This is a genomic window from Patulibacter americanus DSM 16676 (genome assembly GCF_000420025.1).
In the GTDB taxonomy this organism is placed as follows: Bacteria; Actinomycetota; Thermoleophilia; order Solirubrobacterales; family Solirubrobacteraceae; genus Patulibacter; species Patulibacter americanus.
In genome coordinates, this window is the sequence record NZ_ATUD01000010.1 from 1 (window position 1) to 18,172 (window position 18,172).

Genomic DNA, 18,172 nt, shown 5'->3' on the forward strand with positions numbered 1-18,172 from the left:
TGGTCTAGTGTTCGGGCGCGGACAATTCAACGGGGCTCAAGCATGCCACCGAAGCCGCGGGCTTCACCCTAGTGGTGGAGCGGTAGGAGAGCGTTCCCATGTCCATTGAAGCGGCGGCGGAAGCCAGCCGTGGAGGCTTGGGAAGTGAGAATGCTGGCATAAGTAACGAAAGAAGAGTGAGAATCTCTTCCACCGATTTCCTAAGGATTCCTGAGCAACGTTCGTCGGCTCAGGGTTAGTCGGGACCTAAGGCGAGGCCGAAAGGCGTAGTCGATGGATAACAGGTTGATATTCCTGTACCGCGTCGCACCCGTTTGACTGATGGGGGGACGAGTGAGGCTAGGGGTAGCAGGCGATGGTTGTTCCTGCACCAAGTTGCGTAGGGGTGGGTCTAGGCAAATCCGGACCCGCATAACCTGAGGCACGATGGCAGCTGGCGTTCGCGCCGGCGAGTCCCTGACGCCATGGCTCCAAGAAAAGCCTCTAGGGAGGTTGCGCGCGCCCGTACCAAAACCGACACAGGTGGGAAAGTAGAGAATACTAAGGTGATCGAGATAACCCTCGTTAAGGAACTCGGCAAAATTGCTCCGTAACTTCGGGAGAAGGAGCGCCCCGGTAGTGTGAAGCCCTTTCGGGTGGAGCATGAGGGGGCCGCAGTGAATAGGTTCAACCGACTGTTTACCAAAAACACAGGTCTCTGCAAAGTCGTAAGACGACGTATAGGGGCTGACGCCTGCCCGGTGCCGGAAGGTTACGTGGAGTTGTTAGGCGCAAGCCGAAGCAGCGAAACTAAGCCCCGGTAAACGGCGGCCGTAACTATAACGGTCCTAAGGTAGCGAAATTCCTTGTCGGGTAAGTTCCGACCTGCACGAATGGCGTAACGAGTTGAACGCTGTCTCAACGAGGGGCTCGGTGAAATTTCAGTCTCGGTGAAGATGCCGAGTACCCGTGGCTAGACGGAAAGACCCCGTGCACCTTTACTACAACTTGGTATTGGGGTTCGATGCATTTTGCTCAGAATAGGTGGGAGGCTACGAGGCATGGATTGCGGTCTGTGCGGAGCCAACTTTGAGATACCACCCCTGATGTATTGGACTTCTAACCTGACGCCGTGAATCCGGGTCGGGAACAGTGCCAGGCGGGTAGTTTGACTGGGGCGGTCGCCTCCTAAAATGTAACGGAGGCGTACAAAGGTTCCCTCAGTACGGTTGGAAACCGTGCGTAGAGTGCAAAGGCAGTAAGGGAGCTTGACTGCGAGACTTACAAGTCGAGCAGGTACGAAAGTAGGTCTTAGTGATCCGGCGGTAGCAAGTGGAAGCGCCGTCGCTCAACGGATAAAAGGTACGCCGGGGATAACAGGCTTATCGAGCCCAAGAGTCCACATCGACGGCTCGGTTTGGCACCTCGATGTCGGCTCGTCGCATCCTGGGGCTGTAGTAGGTCCCAAGGGTTGGGCTGTTCGCCCATTAAAGCGGCACGCGAGCTGGGTTCAGAACGTCGTGAGACAGTTCGGTCCCTATCTGCCATGGGCGTTGGAGAATTGAGAGGATTTGCCCCTAGTACGAGAGGACCGGGGTGAACGGACCTCTGGTGTATCTGTTGTTCTGCCAAGGGCATTGCAGATTAGCTACGTCTGGATCGGATAACCGCTGAAAGCATCTAAGCGGGAAGCCGGCCTCGAGATGAATTCTCCCATCCCCTTTGAGGGAGTAAGGACCCTGGTAGACCACCAGGTTGATAGGCCGGATCTGGAAGGGCGGTAACGCCTGTAGGAGACCGGTACTAATGGTCCGAGGGCTTGACGGTATTGTGATACCCGCTGTGTAGTTTTCAGAGACTCCCGTAAGGGGTTCCTCATGATTTTCCGGTGGTTATGGCGAGGGGGTCACACCTCTTCCCTTTCCGAACAGAGTAGTTAAGCCCCTCAGCGCCGATGGTACTTGGCCCGCAAGGGCCTGGGAGAGTAGGTCGCCGCCGGAATTAGTTTGAGCGCCCCGCCAGTATGGCGGGGCGCTTTTTGTTGGGCAAACGCCCTCGCAGCCGTTGGGTACAGCGCCTTCGCAACCGCGAGCCCGGTGCGTGCTGGCTCCCGCTGGCTTGTCCGGTGCCGCGCTGGTGCCCTGGCCATTTCCCGGCGCCGCGCTGCCTCCCCGGGTTCTCCGCGTCCCGCCCCGTGGGTCCCGAGAAGGTGCGCCGGGGGTCGGGTTGGGGCGCCTCCCCGATACCGTGGCGTGGTGCCCCGGCGCAAGCCCCAAGGTCCGCGGGATCCGCGCGCGGCTCCGCGACGTAGCGGCCCGCGTGCGCCCGACCCTCGACGCTCCGCGGAGCAGGCGGCGCGGCAGCGGGCGGTGTGCGCGGCGAAGGATCGCTACGCCACCGAGGCCGAGGCGCGGGCGTTCGCGCTGATGCACCAGCCCGGGCCGGGGCGGCGGGCAGGCGTGTACCACTGCGAGGTGTGCGGCGGTTGGCACCACACCTCGCGGGCCTGACCCACCGCGGCCCCGCGCCCCTGAACGCCCATCGCGGCCCCGCGCCCCTGAAGGCCCCGTCACGCCGGCCCAGGATGTTCTGGCCGCCCTCGCGGTCCCGCCGGTGCTCGTTAGTCTGGGCGCAGAGTGCCCGACGCCGTGTCCCCAGCCGATCGGACCGGCGTCGCTTCCCCCGTGCTCGCCGTGAGCCACCACCCGACGTTCGCCCGCCGCTGCGGTCGACGTTGGGCGGAGCCGCCTCGAGGGCGCTCGGCGTCTCTTGCCGGGGGCGGCGCCCTCGGGCGACGCCGTGCCGGGCGCCGCGGGGTCGCGGTCGCGGCGTTGGTGGTCGTCGCGACCGCGGGTGGAGCGGCATCGTCCGTCGGTTCCGGGCCAGCCTCCGTGTTCGCGCGCTGGGCGCTCCCCGGGCCCGCGAGCGCCTCGGCGGCAACGACGACGCTCCCCGACGGCCCTTCGCCCAGCGACGACAAGGGTGAGGGCGGAGGGTCCCGTCCCACGGCGACGAGCGCGGAACCCGCACCCGGTGCCGACGGCGCCTCGGCCGGGACCACCGATGCGGCAGCGGCCGGCGACCAGGGCATCGCGGCCGTCGAGTACCTCGCGGAGCAGCTGCGCCGCGATCCGGTCTACATCAGCCCGTCCCTGAGCCGCATCGCGACGCCCGCCGCGATCCGCGCGCTGCGGCGGCGCGTGGCCGGCATGCCGTTCACCACCTTCGTGGCCGTGACCTCCGGGTTTCCACGCGACGGCGGCGCGCCGACCGTGACCGAACGGACGCAGCTGCTCCGGGAGCGTGTGGGGCGCAAGGGGGTCTACGTCGTGGTGGACGGCTCCGGGTACGGCACGGCGGTCAAGGCGTACGGCGTCGGGACGAACGGGGACGTCGGGCGGGCGTGGCTCACCGCGTCGGACGGCGTGCCGCGCAGCGAGGGGGACCTGGCCCGCATCGACGTGGTGCTCCGCCACCTGGCGACGGGATACGTGCCCTCCCGGTCCGTCGACGCGGAGGAGGAGGCCCGGGAGCGGCTCCCGTGGCTGTTCTTCTGGGGTGCAGCCGCTCTGGGGCTTGTCGTGCCCGTCGGGGTCGTGCTGTCGCGGCCGGCCGCGCGGGCGCGGCGCCGTGCCCTTCGCGACGCCCGCCGGGAGGCCGCAGCGGCCGCCGGTCCGCGCCTGCACGCGCCCACCCAGACCGAGGCGCGCGGCGACGCCCTCGACGCGACCGCGGCGCTCGCTCGGGCGATCGCCGAGAGCTCCGCACCGTCCGATCGCGCGCTACGGGCGTACGAGGCGGCATCGAAGGTCCTGGCCCAGCCCGACCCGCCGCCCGTCGACCTGGTCGGCGCCGCATCCCTGGCCCGGGCCGGCGTCGCCTGGCTCGTCGACGCGCGGTGGCGTCCCTGCTTCTTCGACCCGCGTCACGGCGAGGGCGACCGGTCCACCCGTTGGCGCCGCGGGGCGCAGGACGTGCTGATCCCCACCTGCGCGGCCTGCGCGACGGCCATCGCTGCGGAGCGCGAGCCACAGGTGCTCGGCGACGGCGAGCGCCCCTACTACGAGCGCGACACCGTGTGGGCCCGTACCGGCTTCGGCGCGCTCGACGACGAGGTCGCCGAGGTCGTGCTCGCCGGACCGAGGCGGCGCTCGTGAGGGCGCAGAGGGTGCGGGTCGCACTCGCGCTGTGCGGCGTCCTGGCCACGGCGGTGCCGGCGCTGGTGCCGCCGGCGGTCCTTCCGGACACCGTCCCCGGCGCGATCACCGCTGCCCGGGCGGCGTCGCCCTTCGCGCCCGACGAGGCGGACGACGCCGGGGACGCACCGGCGGACGGCCCCACGGCGCTTTCGCCCCGACTCCGACGGGCCGTCGAGGCGCTGCGCGAGGGGCCGCTCTACGTCGAGCCGGAGCTGGGCTGGACGCTGGAGGGCGAGACGCGCCGACGCCTGGAGAAGGACCTGCGCGGGGCGCGCGTCCCCGTCGTGGTCGCCGTGCTGCCCAGCGTCGACGAGGACGAGTCCGGCGCCGACACGGAGCGCCTGCTGCAGACGCTCCAGCGGGAGCTGCGAAAGGACGCGGTCTACATCACGGTCGACCAGGACGGGCGGATGGACCTCGCGAGCCTGGGGATCCCGCTGGACCTGCGCATCCCGTACTCGCTGTTGACGCCTCTGCGCCTTGGTGACGTCTACCGGGACGGCCGCGGCGTGCCGCCCACCCCGGGCTACGTCTCCGTTCCGGGCCGGCTCCGCGAGATGCTCGGCCACATCGCCGTGGCCGAGGCGGGGCTGCCGAACGCCGTGATCGACGACGTCGATCCGATCGACCCGCTGTTCCGTGGTGAGGCGGACGGCGTCACGGGCGACGTCGTGGCCGCGAGCATCACCGGGCTGCTCCTCGGCCTGACGCTGGCCGGGGCTGTGCTCCTCGCCCGCAAGCTGTACATCGCCGCGAGCCCCGTCCCCACCAAGGACCCGGGCCGCGGGCGCGCGGGGAGCGGAGGGCCGGCCACGCGAGGACCGGCCGCAGATCAAGGACGCAGCGGACGGCGGAAGGCGCGTCGCCGCAGGCGCCGCGGCCGGGGCGGGAAGCGGGGAGGCGCGCGCGATGCGTAGCGTTCCGCCCGTGCGTCGCCCGTACTCGCTCGCCGTCCTGGCCCTGCTCGCCGCGCTGCTGATGGCGGCCGGCGGCGCCGGCCCGGCATTCGCGGCGCCGTCCGCGGTCACCGTCGCGGAGGAGCTGCAGCGCTCGTCCGTCTACATCGACCCGGCCTACGAGGAGGCGGTCCCACGCGAGCTGCAGCAGCGCCTGCGGCAGGCGGCCCGCAAAGCCCCCGGCAACGTGCGGGTGGCGCTGGCGCCCCTCGTGAAGGGGGACCAGTACGACGGGGACGGTCGCGAGTTCACCACCGCGATACGCAGCCGCCTGCCCGCGGGCCAGCGCGACGGCACGTTCGTCACGGCGAACGACAGCTACCTGCGCTCGTACTCCTGGACGGGGGGCAGGCCGGACTTCAAGGCTCCCGCCGACGACGCGGAGTACCTCGCGAACTTCACGGACGGCGACGACGGTGAGGCCGGGGACCGCTCGCTCGGCGAACGCGTCGAGGTCCTGTTGACGTTGCTCCGCGAGCCGGCCGACGTGCTCCACCGCCGTGCGGAGAAGGCGAAGGCCGACGTCAACGACCGTGCGCGCTCCTACCGCTCGAGCGGCACGGTCGCGCGCGTCGGCGGGCGCAACGGCATCGAGATCCCGTGGTGGCTGGCCCTGATCGGGGTCCTCGCGGCCGGCGCCATCGGGGTCGGGGTGTGGCGCCGCTCCCGCCGTGGCGCGCGGGCCGCGAACGCGCCGCTGCCCGTGCTGCCGGATCGCGTCTTCGAGCACGCACGCGCCGCCCAACGCGCCGACCTGGCGGAGGACGCCGACCGGGAGCTGCTCGCGCTGGCGACCGTGCTCGACGAGGCGCCCGTCCCCGCGACCCGCGAGGGCCAGGACGCCTACCAGCGGGCCTTGGACGCGTACACCGGCGCGCGGCGACGGATGCGCGACGGGGCACCGACCGTCGACCTCGTGGGCGTGCTCGTCCTCGTCGACCACGCTCGCGACGACCTGGCCCGGGCCGCCGCGCTCGACGCGGGCCGGAAGCCGGCGAACCGTCCGGCGCTCTGCTTCTTCGACCCCCTCCACGGGCGCGCGGGCCGCAACGCCGCGTGGCGCGACGGACTGCGGGTGCCCGCCTGCACCGCGTGCGCCGAGGCCGTGAAGTCCGGACAGGCACCGGACGCGCTGCGCGACGGCGACCGACCGTACTTCGAGGCCGACACGGTCTGGGCCCGCACGGGCTACGGCACGTTCGGCGACGACCTCGTCGAGCGCGTGGCGCGCGGCGACCGCTAGGTCCCGCCCGCCTCGCCACCGTCGGGTCGCACGCCGTCCCGGCCGCGGGGCCAGCGGGGGCCGGCAACCATTCGCGTCCCTCGCCACGGATCATGGAGAGCCGGCCCGCGCGGCTCTCGCGTCGGTCGGACCCCTCTCATGCCCGAAGGCCACACGATCCACCGGCTCGCGCTCGACCACGTGCGCGACCTCGCCCGCCAACCGCTGCAGGTCAGCTCGCCCCAGGGGCGGGCCGTCGAGACCGCCCGGGTGCTCGACGGGCGGGCCTTCGCCAAGGTCGACGCCTACGGCAAGCACCTGCTCTACCGGTTCGAGGACGAGCTCACGCTCCACGTGCACCTCGGGCTGTTCGGCAAGTTCCGCCGCCAGGCCTCGCCGCCCGAGCCGCCGGTGGGCGAGAAGCGGCTGCGGATGGTCGGCGACCGGTGGACGGTCGACCTCTCCGGCGCCGTCGCGTGCGCGCTGATCGAGCCGGACGAGGAGGAGGCACTGCTGGCGCGCCTCGGCCCCGATCCGCTGCGGCGGGACGCGGACCCGGAGCGGTTCGTCGCCGCGCTGCGCCGCCGGTCGATTCCGATCGGCGCGGCGATCATGGACCAGAAGGTGATCGCCGGGATCGGCAACGTCTTCCGGGCCGAGGCGTTGCACGTCGACGGGATCGACCCGCTGCTGCCGGCCCGCGAGCTCGGGGACGAACGGGCTCGGGTGCTGTGGCGGACGATGGCGAAGATGCTCGCCGACGGCGTGCGCGAGCGGCGCATCGTGACGATCCGCGACGCGCGCGACAAGCCCGTCACCGCGGGCCGGGCGCCGAAGGGCGAGGGGCCGCGCACGCGCGCCGACCGCGTCCGCCACAAGACGGTCCACGTCTACCGCCGTCGCGACTGCCACGACTGCGGCGGCCCCGTCGAGACGTACCCGATGGCGGGCCGCACCGTCTACACGTGCCCGGCCTGCCAGCCCGCCGGCTCGGCGGGCCCCAGTCCTACGCCGGCACTGGCGGACGGGCCCGCGCCGACACTCGACCTGGGCTGAGGGCGGCGCGGTCTACCAGCCGCGCGTGCCCGGCGGGCCCTTGAAGGGGCCGACGAGGTCCGCGGTGATCCAGCCGCCGTAGAAGTCGCCTTCCTGGGCCTGGACCTCCTCGTCGTCGAGGAAGCACGCGTCGACGCGGCTGGGGTAGACCGAGACGTGGTCGCGGAGGGGGAGGAAGCCCTTCGTGGGCTTGGGGTAGGACCAGCCGGCGCGCTCGGCGACGATCCCGCCGACCGCGAGGTCGTGGTACCGGGCGCGGCCCTTCCACTCGCAGAACGAGCTGCCCGCGGCGTCGCGGAGGACGCCGTCGGCGAACGCCCCGGGCGGGACGTAGACCGTCGGCGGGTGGCTCGTCTCGAGCACGCGCAACGCCTTGGTGGTGTCGACGATCGTCTCGCCGCCGAGCACGATCCGGACGCGCCGGCCGACGGGCTCGAGTCGCGGCGGACGCGGGTAGTCCCAGACGTTCTCGGTCATCGCCGACGGTACGGGCGGACGCGAGACGCCGGATGCCGGTGGCCGGTGGGTCGGGGGCGACCGTGGGGCGGGACGGCCGCGTCAGGCGACGCGGTCGTCGAGCACCATGCGGACGTAGCCGACGCTGCGACCCGCGATGCCGGCGATCTGCTCCAGGTCGTAGCCGCGGGCCAGCAGCTCGCCGAAGCGGGCGGCCTGCCGGCGACGGTCGTCGCGGCGGGCCTGCAGGTCGGCGACGGTCGAGCGCTCCGGGGCGAGCAGCAGCCCGTGGCGGCGCAGGGCACCGAGGATCTCGCGGCGCATCGTCTCGTCGAGACCGGGGAGCCGCGCGAGGGCGGGGGCCGAGAGGCGGCTGACCTCGAGCAGGGTCGCGAGGCCGTGACGGTGCAGGGCGCGGGCGACGGGGACGGGGAGCACCTGGCCCAGACCGATCGCCGCGGCGGCCGGGTCGGCAGGCAGCGCCTCCTCGAGGGGCGGCAGCTCCTCCGGCGTCGGCGCGCGATCGAGCGGCGCCGGGGTCAGGCCCGCGATCTCGCTGCGCTCGTCGGGCTCTGCCGCGCGGAGGCGGGACGCCTGGGGCCCGAACCCGGCGATGGCGGCCCGCTGCAGGTCGGCCACGGCGATCGGCGCCGCGGCGAGCTCGGCGGCGCCGCGGCCGAGGAGCTGCGCCTGCCAGTCGAGGTCGCGGTGTCCGGCGACGAGGGCCGACCGGGCCGTCTGCGGGTCCAGGTGCTCGCTGCGGTGGAACACGACCCACCGGTCCGTGGCGCGGCGCGCCGCGAACCAGTCGTGACGCGTACCGCTCCGCACGCCGGCGGCGGAGAGCGTCGTGACGGACGACCGGTGCACGACGACGTCGAGCTCGCCGAACGTAAACCGCTCCCAGGCGGCGCAGGTGGGGTGATCGGGGTCGTCGAACACGGCGGGACGGGGATCGGACGGGCGGCCGGGACGGGCTGCGGCGGCGAACTTCGGCGACCCTAACAGGCGGGGCCGGCGCTCGCTGCTCCTCCGGTGTTCTACACGCCGGCGGGCGGTTGCGGAAGGCCCGGAGGCGACAGGGTCGTCGGGTCCTCAGCGGCCGCCGAGTGCCCGTTCCTCGACGATCCGCCGCTGCACGTCGGTGAGCGGCAGCTCCGCGCCCTCCGTGTACAGCTCGACGGCCCGGTCGAGGGTCAGGCCGGTGCCCGTGAGGATCGACCCGATGAGTGGCGGGGCGCTCGAGGAGCAGACGCCGTTGGGGCAGCTCGCGTCGGGCTCGCGCACCGGTCGCGGCGTGGTGGGGGTGGAGCGGAGGTCGCCCATGCCTCGAGCGTAGCGCGCGGCCTCCGTCGCCCCGGCGGGGCGGCGCTTCGGGCGGGCGCCTGGTTGCGGCCGCCTCCCGACCGGGCTGCGTGCGAGGCTGGGCGGCGAACGCGATGACCGACCCGTCCTTCCTCGAACATGCGCGCCACGCGCGCCGCCACTACGAGCTCCCGTCGTACCAGGCGTTCCTCCGCCGGCTCGGCGAGTCGCTGGAGGGGCACCTGCGCGAGCTGATCTCGGCCGCCGGCATCCCGGAGAACCAGTCCGAGGTGGAGTGGCGGATCAAGGCGCCGGCGTCGTTCGAGCAGAAGGCCGCGTCGCCCGACCCCGAGGACCCTGAGCGCCTGCACTACCGGTTCCCGACGGACGAGATCAGCGATCAGCTCGCCCTCCGGGTGGTCTGCTTCCTGCCCGCCCAGGTGGAGGCCGTGGAGCAGGCGATCGCCGAGGACGACGCGCTCGTCGTGCGGGAGGTGCGCAACAAGGGATCCGACTACAGCGACGCCCGGGCCTTCGGGTACCAGAGCGTGCACGTGCTCGTGGACCCGGGCCCGCAGCTCGGGGTGCTCGCGCCGCCGAAGGACTACCGCGTGCCGCGCGTGGAAATCCAGCTGCGCACCCAGCTGCAGCACGTCTGGGCGGAGCTCGAGCACGCCTCGCGCTACAAGGGGGCGGCGGGCTCCCGCGTCTCCCGCAAGTTCGACCGCGCCGCGGCGCTCATCGAGATGGTCGACGAGCTGCTGCAGGAGATCGACGACGCCGCGGCCGGCGGGTCGGCCCGCGCGGACGAGGGCGCGCGCCGGGTGGCGGAGGGTGAGCCGCCGGGCGACCGCCCCGAGCGGATGGTGGGCAACCGCCTGACGGCTCGGGCGATGCGTTCGTTCCTGGCCGAGGTCTTCCCCGACGCGCCGCCGAGCCGCGGGGCCGGGAGCGAGGAGTGGATCCGCCGCCACGCGCTCGAGTCGGGATTCGACACCGTGGAGTCGCTGCGCGAGGCCGTCCGTAGCGTGGACCTGCCCGCGATCGACTGGGTGTTCCGCGAGGGCGTCACGTGGGAGCGCAACCAGGTCCGCTGCCTCGACGACGTGCTCCTGGCCGTCGGCGGCGCGGAGTACATCGAGCTCGCCGAGCGCCTGGTCGACGAGGAGGACGACGCGCAGCGCCAGAAGCGCCCGCGCGTCCTGGGCTGGCGGCTGAAGAAGCTCCGCGAGGCCGGGATCGTCGACTGAGGTCCCGGTGCCGGGCGGGGATGCGCCTGCCGCGCGCGCCGCGGGGCGCGGCGACCGGGGCCCGCTCGCCGGCGGGCGGCCCGCTACGGCAGCGGCGTCACGATCGTCCAGGGCTGGACGGACCAGCGGGTGACGAGACCCGCCTCGACGTAGGGATCGTCGACGACGAACGTCTCGGCGACCTTCTCGGAGTCGCCGCGGAAGACGAGCATGCCCGTGTGCGGCGGGTCGCCGACCGCGCCGGCGATGACGAGGTGGCCGTCCTCGCGCCAGCGCTCGATCGTGGCGAGGTGCGCGTCGCGGACGGGCTTGCGGCGTTCCGCCATGTTCTCGACGTATTCGTAGATCAGGAGGTGCAGGGTCTCGGCCATGGGGCGCTCCGGTCGGATGGGTCGCGTGTGTCGCGCGTGGGGTGGGCGCCGGGCGGCAGTACGAATATGCCCGGTTCCCTTGTCATATTCATACTGCGCCGCGGACGGACCGGCCGTCGCCCCCGAACGACGACCGGCCGCCCCGAGGGGCGGCCGGCGGTGCTGTGCGCCGGCATCCCAGGGGCGCCGGCGCTGCTGCGGGTCCGGCGCGTGGGGCGCCGGACGCGAGGCGGGTGGATCAGGAGAACTCGCGGAGGTAGCGCTCGTACGTGCGCATGTGGCCCTCCTCGTCGCGGAGGATCGCGATGACCATGTCCTGCGTGGCCCAGTCGACGCCGTCCGTGGCCTCGATGATGCGCGTGTAGTGCGAGATCGCGCCGGACTCGGCGTCGATGACGCCCTTGATCACGGACACGAGGTCGGTCGGGTCGCCGTTGGGCTGAAGGCCCTGGTCGTAGTCGCGCGGGAAGTCCGCGGAGCCCGGGACCGTGCCGTAGAGGTCCTTGATGCGCTCGGCGAAGAGCGTGGCGTGGCCGAGCTCCTCGGTCACGTCGGCGGCGAGGTCGTCCGCGACGTCCTTCGCGCGGATGCCGTCGAGGTTGCGCGACTGGGCGAGGTAGTTCGTGACGGTCTCGATCTCCATCCAGTACGCGGTCGTGAGGAGCTCGACGATCTCCTCGCGCTTGGCGGCGTGCTGGTCGGACAGGATTCCGGCGCTGGCGTGATGGGTGACGGTCATGCGGTGCTCCTTCGTTGGTGCGTTGCGGGCACTATAGCTAAGGACTTAAAATAAGGGTGCCCTTCGCAGCCTGGGCGGCGGGCGCCATGCAGGCTGAGCGGCCCGCAGTGCAACGCCTACCCAGGGGTCCGTCGGGGGATGCGCCCGCGGGGGGATCCGGCCCTCGGAACGCGCGACGCCCGCGGATCGCGGGCGTCGGAGGTGAAGCTGTGGGGTGGGGGCGCCGGCCGGCGGCTCAGTCGCGCTCGGGGGCGTCGCCGGTCACGGCGACCTGCGCCCGCCACGTGGCGAAGCGCCCCTCGGGGGACTCGAGCCAGCCGCGCAGGTCGCGCTCGAAGCGATTCCAGCGGCGGGCCCGGAAGCCGGCGGCGGGGATGCGATCCTGGGGGAGGACTTCGTTCCGCTGCACAACTGGAAGCGTAACAAAGGGCGGCCTAAGGTTGGGCACCCGAATTCGGGGACCCTTCCTTCCGGGGGGCCGGGCGGAGGGGTCGGCGCCACCGCGCCCGCCCCGGTCGGGCACCGCCGCTCGGCACGGGCGGGCGCGTCGGCTCGGCACGGGCGGGCACGTCCGCTCGGCAAGTCGCCGCGCGCGAAGCAACCGCCCCCGGCGCCCTGTCCGTACCCCTCCCTGCATGGTGTCCACGTCCCCCACGGCCCGACTGCCCCGAGCGGCCGTCACGCGCGCGCCCGCGGGACCCGCGATGCTCCAGAGCGTGCAGCGCCGTCGTCAGCCGCCGGATCGGGAGGAGCGGCGACTCGCGCGCCGGCTCCGGCGCCGCGATCCCGACGTGCTCGCCGACCTGTACCGGCAGTACGGCTCGGCCTCCTACGGCGTCCTGCTGCGCACCCTGCGCGACCGCGACGCCGCCGACGACGTGCAGCAGCAGGTGTTCGCCGAGGTCTGGAAGCGGGGGGAGCAGTACGACCCCGAGCGTGCCGGCCTGCTGACCTGGATCCTGACGATCGCCCGCAGCCGGGCGATCGACCATCTGCGCCGGCGGGTCCCCGAGCCGGTGAGCTCGGACGAGCTCGTGCGCCTGGCCGGCGGCGGTGACGCTCCGGCCGACACCGACCGCGTGCTCGACCGCTGGCACGTCGCCGAGCTGCTCGCCGTCCTGCCGGACCACGAGCGCGAGCTCCTGCGCCTGCGCTTCTACGAGGAGCTGAGCCAGACCGAGATCGCCGCCCGCCTCGACCTGCCGCTCGGTACGGTCAAGGCCCGGATGGTCCGTGCGCTGCGCAAGCTCCGCGAGCACCTCGACGCCGCCGACGGGGCCGGCCCCGGGGAGGCGACGGCATGAGCCGCCAGGATCCGGAGGAGCTGCTCGTGGGCGACCTCACACCGGACGAGCTGACCGCGATGCGCGGCCGCGCGGCGAACGATCCGGACCTCGCCGCGGCCCTGAGCCTGGCCGAGGCGCTGTCCGCTGCCGATGCCGACGTGTGGCGCGCGGCCGAGACGCCGTCGCTGCGGTTCGCTCCCGACGGGGCCGGTCGCGAGCTGCCGGTGTGGTCGCGGCTCTGCATCCGCAGCGACGCCCGGCAGCACAGCGTCGGTGCCCCGTTCGTCACGGCGCTCGCCACGGTGTTGCTCGTCGTCGGCCTGGGTGCCGGCTTCCTGCTGCGCGGCGGGCTCGACGGCGGGCCCGAGACGGACACCCGCCTCGAGGCCGCGGCCCCCGTGTCGCTGGTCCGCGCCGGCACCGCCCCCGTCGACGCGGGCGGGGTGGCCCGGATGGTCGCCGGGGGCGACGGCCGGATGGTCGTGCGCGTCCACGGCCTGCCCCCGACGGGCGACCGCGGCTGGTACCAGGTGTGGATGCACGGCAGCGGCCGCACCGTGAGCGTCGGGAACTTCCGGGTGCGCGCGGACGGGACGGGCGTCGTGAAGATGCCGCTGCGCGTCGACCCGCGGCGCTACCCCGCGATGGACGTGACGCTGCAGACGCCGGCCGACGGCAACCGCCACTCCGGCGTCTCCGTGCTGCGCTCCAGCGGCGCGGCCTAGCGGTCGCGGGCCCGAGCGCTCAGTCGCCGGCCGCCGGCTCGGCGGCGTCGTCCGGACCGTCCGCCGGGTCGCGCTGGGCCGCCGGACCGTCGCCGCCGCGCTCACGCAGGGCCCGGATGACCGCGAGGCTGACCGGCTCGTCCGGCAGCTGGTTGCCGTCGACGACGGCGTCGATGACCTCGCGCTTCTTCCGCAGGATCGTGCCCATCTCGTCGTCGATCGTGCCGGGGGCCAGGAGGTACCAGGCCGTGACGGCGTCGTCCTGACCGATGCGGTGGCAGCGGTCCTCAGCCTGGTCGTGCATCGCCGGGGTCCAGTCGAGCTCGAGGAACGCGACGTTCGAGGCGCGGGTGAGCGTGATGCCCTGCGCGGCCGCGCGCATGGAGCAGACGATGAGCCGCTCGGCCGGGTTCTCGATGTCGAGGTGGTCCCCGGCCTGGAACCGGCGCACGGCGGCGTCGCGCTCGGCTGCGGAGTCGTCGCCGAGGATGTGCAGCGCGCCGGGGAACCGCTCCATCACGGCCTGCTGGACCTCGCGGTGCTGGGCGAAGACGACGAGCGCCTCGCCCGACGCCAGGAAGTTCTCGATCCACCCCAGCGCGCCGTGGAGTTTGCCGCGAGCGGCCAACCGGCGCAGGTGGTTCATGCGCACGAGCTGCTCGGCGCGCAGGGCGGCGGCGATCTTCGCGTCGAGCTCGGAGAGGTCGAGCGGCTGGGTGCGCAGCCACGCGATGACGTCCTTCTCCGCCAGCCGGTACTCCGCGGGGTCGTGGAGCTCGAGCGGGATCTCGACGCGGCGCTTCGCCGGGAGCTGGGGGAGGACGTCCTGCTTCAACCGCCGCACGAACCCGCGGGAGCGCAGGTGCCAGTGCAGCCGGTCGTGGGCCTCGGGACCCTTGAACCGGCGCGCAAGCTCGGCCCCCGAGCCGAAGTCCTTCAGGCGGTCGATGAGCCGCAGCTGGGCGGTCAGCTCCTTGGCCTGGTTCAGGACGGGCGTGCCGGTCAGCGCGAGCTTGAGGCCCTCGGGGTGGACCTCCTTCGCGAGCTTCATCGCGGCCTTCGTGCGCTTCGCCGTGGGCGCCTTGCAGTAGTGCGACTCGTCGAAGACGACCGCGCGCGGGCCGCGGCCGGCCAGCGCCTCGTGGTGCGCCTCGACGATCTCGTAGTTCAGGACGACGATGTCGGCGGTCGCCGGCTCGGCGAAGCCCGAGGTGTCCATCGGCGTCGCCCACGGGTTCGGGCGGTCGGCGACCTGCTTGGCGGTCAGCCGCGCCTCGCGCGGCTCCCACTGGACGTGGCCGCGGCCGTGGAGCACCGCGACGGTGCGGTGGGGCAGCCACTTCGCGGCCTCGCGCTGCCAGGTCAGCTTCATGCCCGCCGGGCAGACGACGACGGCGGGGTAGGCGCCGTCGACCTCGAGGGCCGCGAGGGCCTGGACGGTCTTGCCGAGGCCCTGCTCGTCGGCGAGGAACGAGCGGCGGCGCTTGAGCAGATAGCGCACCCCGGCGTGCTGGAACGGCTGCAGCTCGCCGCCGAGCCGCAGCGGGTCGCCCTTCAGGGTGCGCTTGAGCGGGCTGGCGCGCTCGGCCTGGGAGAGGTCGATGGTCTCGATCCGCTCCTCGTGCTCGACCCGCATCGCGGCGAGCTGGTCCTGCGCGGCCGTCGTGACCAGCAGGGTCGGGAAGTCGTGGATCAGCGCGTCGATCGACGCCAGCAACGACGGGTCGGCGGGGACGGCGAGCGAGGTCGCCGCGTCGATCGGCGCGTCGCCCCGGCGGTAGCCGCGGCCGGGCGTCGTGTCGAGCGGGGTGGCCTCGGGCAGCGCGGCGAAGCGGGCGTGCAGCCGCGAGCTCCAGCCCGGGAGCAGCTCGATCCGGGCCGTCTTCTGGTCGTCGCGCCCGGCGCGGAGCGTGGCGGCCGCGGGCATCCGGCCCATCCGCAGCTCGGCCGAGGCGAGCATCACGAGCGTGTCGACGACGATCCCGTCGACGCGGTCCAGCAGCCAGACGCCCTCGGCGTCGAAGGGCAGCAGGTCGATCCGCCGGCTCGCCAGGCCCGTGAGGCGCTCGCCGAGCTCGGGGTCCAGGGGCTCCGAGACGTCGGTCAGGCGGGCGGGCGGGTCGCCGAGCAGCGTGACGACCGCCAGGCGGGGGCCGTCGTCGAGCTCGAGCACGGTGGCCTCGCCGTGCCAGCGGTTCATGCCGCCGAGCCACTGCGCCACCTGGCCGTCCGGGAAGAGCCCGCCCTTGGGGTGGTCGAGCAGCCGGCGGGCGACGATCGCCGCGTGCACGGACAGCGGGGCGCGCCAGACGTGGTTGGACCAGTCGAAGTACCGGCCGGGGATGCTCCGCACGTCGTCGTTCATCCAGCGCGGGACGTCGAGGACGAGCTCGGGGACCCGGTCGCGGGTCTCCATGGTCAGGTTGAAGTGGGTGTCGGCCTCGATGGATCAGACGGTAGGGGAGCGTCGGTCGTGGCCGCGCCCCGCCGGGCGTCAGCAGCCGTGCGCCGCCGGGCGTCAGCCGCCGTGCGCCGCCCACAGCGCGGCGGTCCCGCGCTCCGCTTCGGCGTCGTGGATCCGCTGGAGGTTGCGGCCGCCGCGGCCGAAGGTGGCCGGGACGGCGGGCGGGGCCTCGTCGTCCTCGAGCGGGCGGGGGAGCCAGACGGCGTCGCGCACGTGGACGATCCCCACGGCCCGGGCCTCGTCGGCGTCGTCGTACCGCCACGGGCCCGTGATCCGCCCGAGCCGCAGGGCGGTGTCCGAGATTCGGGTCCAGACGAACGCGCCCGTCGGGAGGCCGGCGAACCGGCGCAGCATCCGCCCGGCCTTCTCGCCGTGGCGATCGGCCGCGGCGGCGACGGCCTCGTCGAGGGTCGCGGGGGTGAGGTCGAGCGGGTCGCCCGTGCCGACGAGCCCGCGTGACACGGCGTGGTCCGCGCCGGCGCCGGGCGGGGTGTCGAGGGTGCGCGCCCGCATCGGGGCGCGGATGACGGGGAGGGCGGCCATCCCGGCCAGGCTACGACGCGAGCTAGTCGTCCGAGACGGTCTTCGTCGTCATCTTCTGCGCGCTGTCCGTGCCCATCACGCGGCGGGTGAGGGCGGGGGCGGCGAACCGCAGGGCGGCGGCGAGCCCGTAGACCTTCGGCGTGTAGCGCTCGGCCTTGCGGCCCAGGCCCGCCTCGACGATTGCCTCGGCGACGCCCTCGGGGGTGCCGAGCAGGCGGCGGCCGATGCGACTGGCCACCAGCTCGGACTGCGGGAAGCCCTCCGTGGGGACGAACCCGGGCAGGACGTTGCCGACGTGCACGCCGTGCGGGGCCTCCTCGAGCCGCAGCGCGTCCGTCCACAGCGCGAGCGCCGCCTTGCTCGCCGAGTAGGCGCCCGTGCCGGGGCGGGAGACGCGGGCGGCGGTGCTCGAGACGTTGACGATCGCCGACGGGGCCGCGGCCCGCAGGTCGGGCAGCAGCGCCTCGGTCAGGCGGACCTGGGCGTCGAAGTTGATCGCCATGGTGCGGCGCACGTTCTCCCAGCCGCCCTTCTCGTCGCCGAAGCGGGCGCGGAACCCGGCGCCCGCGTTGTTGACGAGGAGCGTCGGCAGGCCGTGCTCGGCCCGGACGTGGTCGCGGACCCGGGCGGGCGCGTCGTCGTCCGTGAGGTCGCAGGCGACCCAGGTCGTCGTGGCGGGCAGGCTCTCGGCGAGCGCGCGCAGGCGGTCCTCGCGGCGCGCGACGAGGACGATGCGGGCCTGCGGCTCCTGGGCCAGGCGCCGCGCGGCGGCCTCGCCCAGGCCGCTCGAGGTGCCGGTGATGACCGCCACGACGGGACCGGCGGGGGACGTGGCGGGGGCTGCGGACGGCGTGCTCATCCGGGCATCACACCGCATCGGGCGGCGGGACGGGGCGGGTGCGCCTCAGACGGGCCAGGTCTCGCCCCGCCACGCGGCGTCCCAGAAGCGCCACTCGTAGCGGCAGCCCGTGAGCCAGGTCTCGCGGAACCGTTCCCGGCCCGCGGCGCCCAGGCCGTCGGCGCGGCGGTCGACGATGGTGAGCAGAGCGTCGACCTGGGCGGAGAACTCGTCGCTCGCGTACGTGTCGATCCAGCGCCCGTAGCGCGGGTCGGGCGAGCCTTCCGTCAGCAGCGCGCGGCCGACCTCGCGGTAGATCCAGAAGCACGCGAGCACGGCGGCGAGACCGTCCGCGGAGGACCCCGCCGCGGCGTGGGCGAGCATGAAGTCGACGTAGGCCTGGGTCGTCGGGCTGCGCGGCGTCGCGGCGACCTCGGCGGGGGAGAGCCCGAAGTCGGCGATGAACCCGGCGTGCAGCTCGTGCTCGACGGTGATCGCCTCGGCACCGGCGGTGGCGAGGAAGACGATCTCGTCGTCCGCCTCGGCCCGACCGGCCGTCAGCGCGAGGGCGCGCGCGAACCCCTTGAGGTAGTGCGAGTCCTGGACGACGTAGGTCCGGAACGTGTCCTCGGGCAGCGTGCCGTCCGTCAGGCCGGCGAGGAACGGGTGGGCGAGGATCGCGGCCTGGATCGGCGCGGCGGACCGCCACAGGTTGGCCGTGAAGGCGTCGGGACCGCCGGGGGTGGGGTCGTCGGTCGGTGCGGGCTCGGGGACGGCGCTCAT

At 73.4% G+C, this 18,172-nt stretch carries 17 protein-coding genes and 2 rRNA genes; 9 read left to right on the forward strand and 10 right to left on the reverse strand.

Annotated elements, in window-relative coordinates:
* The 6 genes from F593_RS0115380 to F593_RS25780 all read left to right on the forward strand — a co-directional run.
* Positions 1 to 1,806: ribosomal RNA gene (locus tag F593_RS0115380) — 23S ribosomal RNA — on the forward strand; the annotation flags it as partial.
* Positions 1,807 to 1,863: 57 nt separating this feature from the next.
* A 5S ribosomal RNA gene (gene rrf, locus F593_RS0115385) occupies positions 1,864 to 1,980 on the forward strand.
* Between the two features lie 890 nt (positions 1,981 to 2,870).
* Positions 2,871 to 4,136, forward strand: a complete 1,266-nt coding sequence (locus F593_RS0115395) for a hypothetical protein (protein WP_022929644.1) — start codon at positions 2,871 to 2,873, stop codon at positions 4,134 to 4,136.
* Positions 4,133 to 5,095, forward strand: a complete 963-nt coding sequence (locus F593_RS0115400; RefSeq protein WP_157251862.1) for a hypothetical protein — start codon at positions 4,133 to 4,135, stop codon at positions 5,093 to 5,095. Before F593_RS0115395 ends, F593_RS0115400 begins: the two co-directional genes overlap by 4 nt.
* Positions 5,096 to 5,105: 10 nt before the next feature.
* Positions 5,106 to 6,377 carry a hypothetical protein gene (locus F593_RS0115405; RefSeq protein WP_022929646.1) on the forward strand — a complete coding sequence of 424 codons (1,272 nt, stop codon included), beginning with the start codon at positions 5,106 to 5,108 and terminating at the stop codon, positions 6,375 to 6,377.
* 138 nt (positions 6,378 to 6,515) lie between these two features.
* Positions 6,516 to 7,412, forward strand: a complete 897-nt coding sequence (locus F593_RS25780; protein WP_022929647.1) for an Fpg/Nei family DNA glycosylase — start codon at positions 6,516 to 6,518, stop codon at positions 7,410 to 7,412.
* A 12-nt stretch (positions 7,413 to 7,424) separates the two neighbouring features.
* Here the strand turns inward: F593_RS25780 and F593_RS0115415 are convergent, their stop codons facing one another.
* The 3 genes from F593_RS0115415 to F593_RS0115425 form a co-directional block, all read right to left on the reverse strand.
* Entirely contained in the window at positions 7,425 to 7,889 is a 465-nt protein-coding gene (locus F593_RS0115415) for a DUF427 domain-containing protein (protein ID WP_022929648.1), read from the reverse strand.
* A gap of 81 nt (positions 7,890 to 7,970) precedes the next feature.
* On the reverse strand, positions 7,971 to 8,810 hold the full coding sequence (locus F593_RS0115420) for a hypothetical protein (protein ID WP_022929649.1): 840 nt from the start codon (positions 8,808 to 8,810) through the stop codon (positions 7,971 to 7,973).
* Positions 8,811 to 8,963: 153 nt separating this feature from the next.
* Positions 8,964 to 9,194: a hypothetical protein gene (locus F593_RS0115425; RefSeq protein WP_022929650.1), complete on the reverse strand. Its 231-nt coding sequence runs from the start codon at positions 9,192 to 9,194 to the stop codon at positions 8,964 to 8,966.
* 113 nt (positions 9,195 to 9,307) lie between these two features.
* On the opposite strand from F593_RS0115425, the gene F593_RS0115430 reads away from it, so the two are divergent.
* Positions 9,308 to 10,423: a GTP pyrophosphokinase gene (locus F593_RS0115430; protein WP_022929651.1), complete on the forward strand. Its 1,116-nt coding sequence runs from the start codon at positions 9,308 to 9,310 to the stop codon at positions 10,421 to 10,423.
* Between the two features lie 83 nt (positions 10,424 to 10,506).
* Here F593_RS0115430 and F593_RS0115435 read toward each other — a convergent pair whose 3' ends face one another.
* The 3 genes from F593_RS0115435 to F593_RS30400 all read right to left on the reverse strand — a co-directional run bounded on the left by F593_RS0115435 (position 10,507) and on the right by F593_RS30400 (position 11,942).
* On the reverse strand, positions 10,507 to 10,794 hold the full coding sequence (locus tag F593_RS0115435; RefSeq protein ID WP_022929652.1) for a YciI family protein: 288 nt from the start codon (positions 10,792 to 10,794) through the stop codon (positions 10,507 to 10,509).
* Positions 10,795 to 11,032: 238 nt separating this feature from the next.
* Complete coding sequence (locus F593_RS0115440; protein ID WP_022929653.1) at positions 11,033 to 11,533, reverse strand: ferritin-like domain-containing protein; 501 nt, start codon at positions 11,531 to 11,533, stop codon at positions 11,033 to 11,035.
* Positions 11,534 to 11,768: 235 nt separating this feature from the next.
* Positions 11,769 to 11,942: a hypothetical protein gene (locus F593_RS30400; protein ID WP_022929654.1), complete on the reverse strand. Its 174-nt coding sequence runs from the start codon at positions 11,940 to 11,942 to the stop codon at positions 11,769 to 11,771.
* Positions 11,943 to 12,168: 226 nt separating this feature from the next.
* Between F593_RS30400 and F593_RS30405 the strand changes: the two genes are divergently transcribed.
* Both F593_RS30405 and F593_RS0115455 read left to right on the forward strand, forming a co-directional pair.
* A complete protein-coding gene (locus tag F593_RS30405) occupies positions 12,169 to 12,837 on the forward strand; it encodes an RNA polymerase sigma factor (RefSeq protein WP_022929655.1) in 669 nt (222 codons plus the stop codon).
* Entirely contained in the window at positions 12,834 to 13,544 is a 711-nt protein-coding gene (locus F593_RS0115455) for an anti-sigma factor (RefSeq protein WP_022929656.1), read from the forward strand. The genes F593_RS30405 and F593_RS0115455 overlap by 4 nt, the downstream gene beginning before the upstream one ends.
* 19 nt (positions 13,545 to 13,563) lie before the next feature.
* On the opposite strand, the gene F593_RS0115460 is transcribed toward F593_RS0115455, so the two are convergent.
* The 4 genes from F593_RS0115460 to tenA all read right to left on the reverse strand — a co-directional run bounded on the left by F593_RS0115460 (position 13,564) and on the right by tenA (position 18,172).
* A complete protein-coding gene (locus tag F593_RS0115460) occupies positions 13,564 to 15,960 on the reverse strand; it encodes a DEAD/DEAH box helicase (RefSeq protein WP_022929657.1) in 2,397 nt (798 codons plus the stop codon).
* 102 nt (positions 15,961 to 16,062) lie between these two features.
* The gene (locus F593_RS0115465) at positions 16,063 to 16,551 is read right to left on the reverse strand and encodes a hypothetical protein (RefSeq protein ID WP_022929658.1); all 489 of its coding nucleotides are present in this window, start codon (positions 16,549 to 16,551) and stop codon (positions 16,063 to 16,065) included.
* Positions 16,552 to 16,573: 22 nt separating this feature from the next.
* The gene (locus tag F593_RS25785) at positions 16,574 to 17,410 is read right to left on the reverse strand and encodes an SDR family NAD(P)-dependent oxidoreductase (RefSeq protein WP_022929659.1); all 837 of its coding nucleotides are present in this window, start codon (positions 17,408 to 17,410) and stop codon (positions 16,574 to 16,576) included.
* A gap of 45 nt (positions 17,411 to 17,455) precedes the next feature.
* Complete coding sequence (gene tenA / locus F593_RS0115475) at positions 17,456 to 18,172, reverse strand: thiaminase II (RefSeq protein WP_022929660.1); 717 nt, start codon at positions 18,170 to 18,172, stop codon at positions 17,456 to 17,458.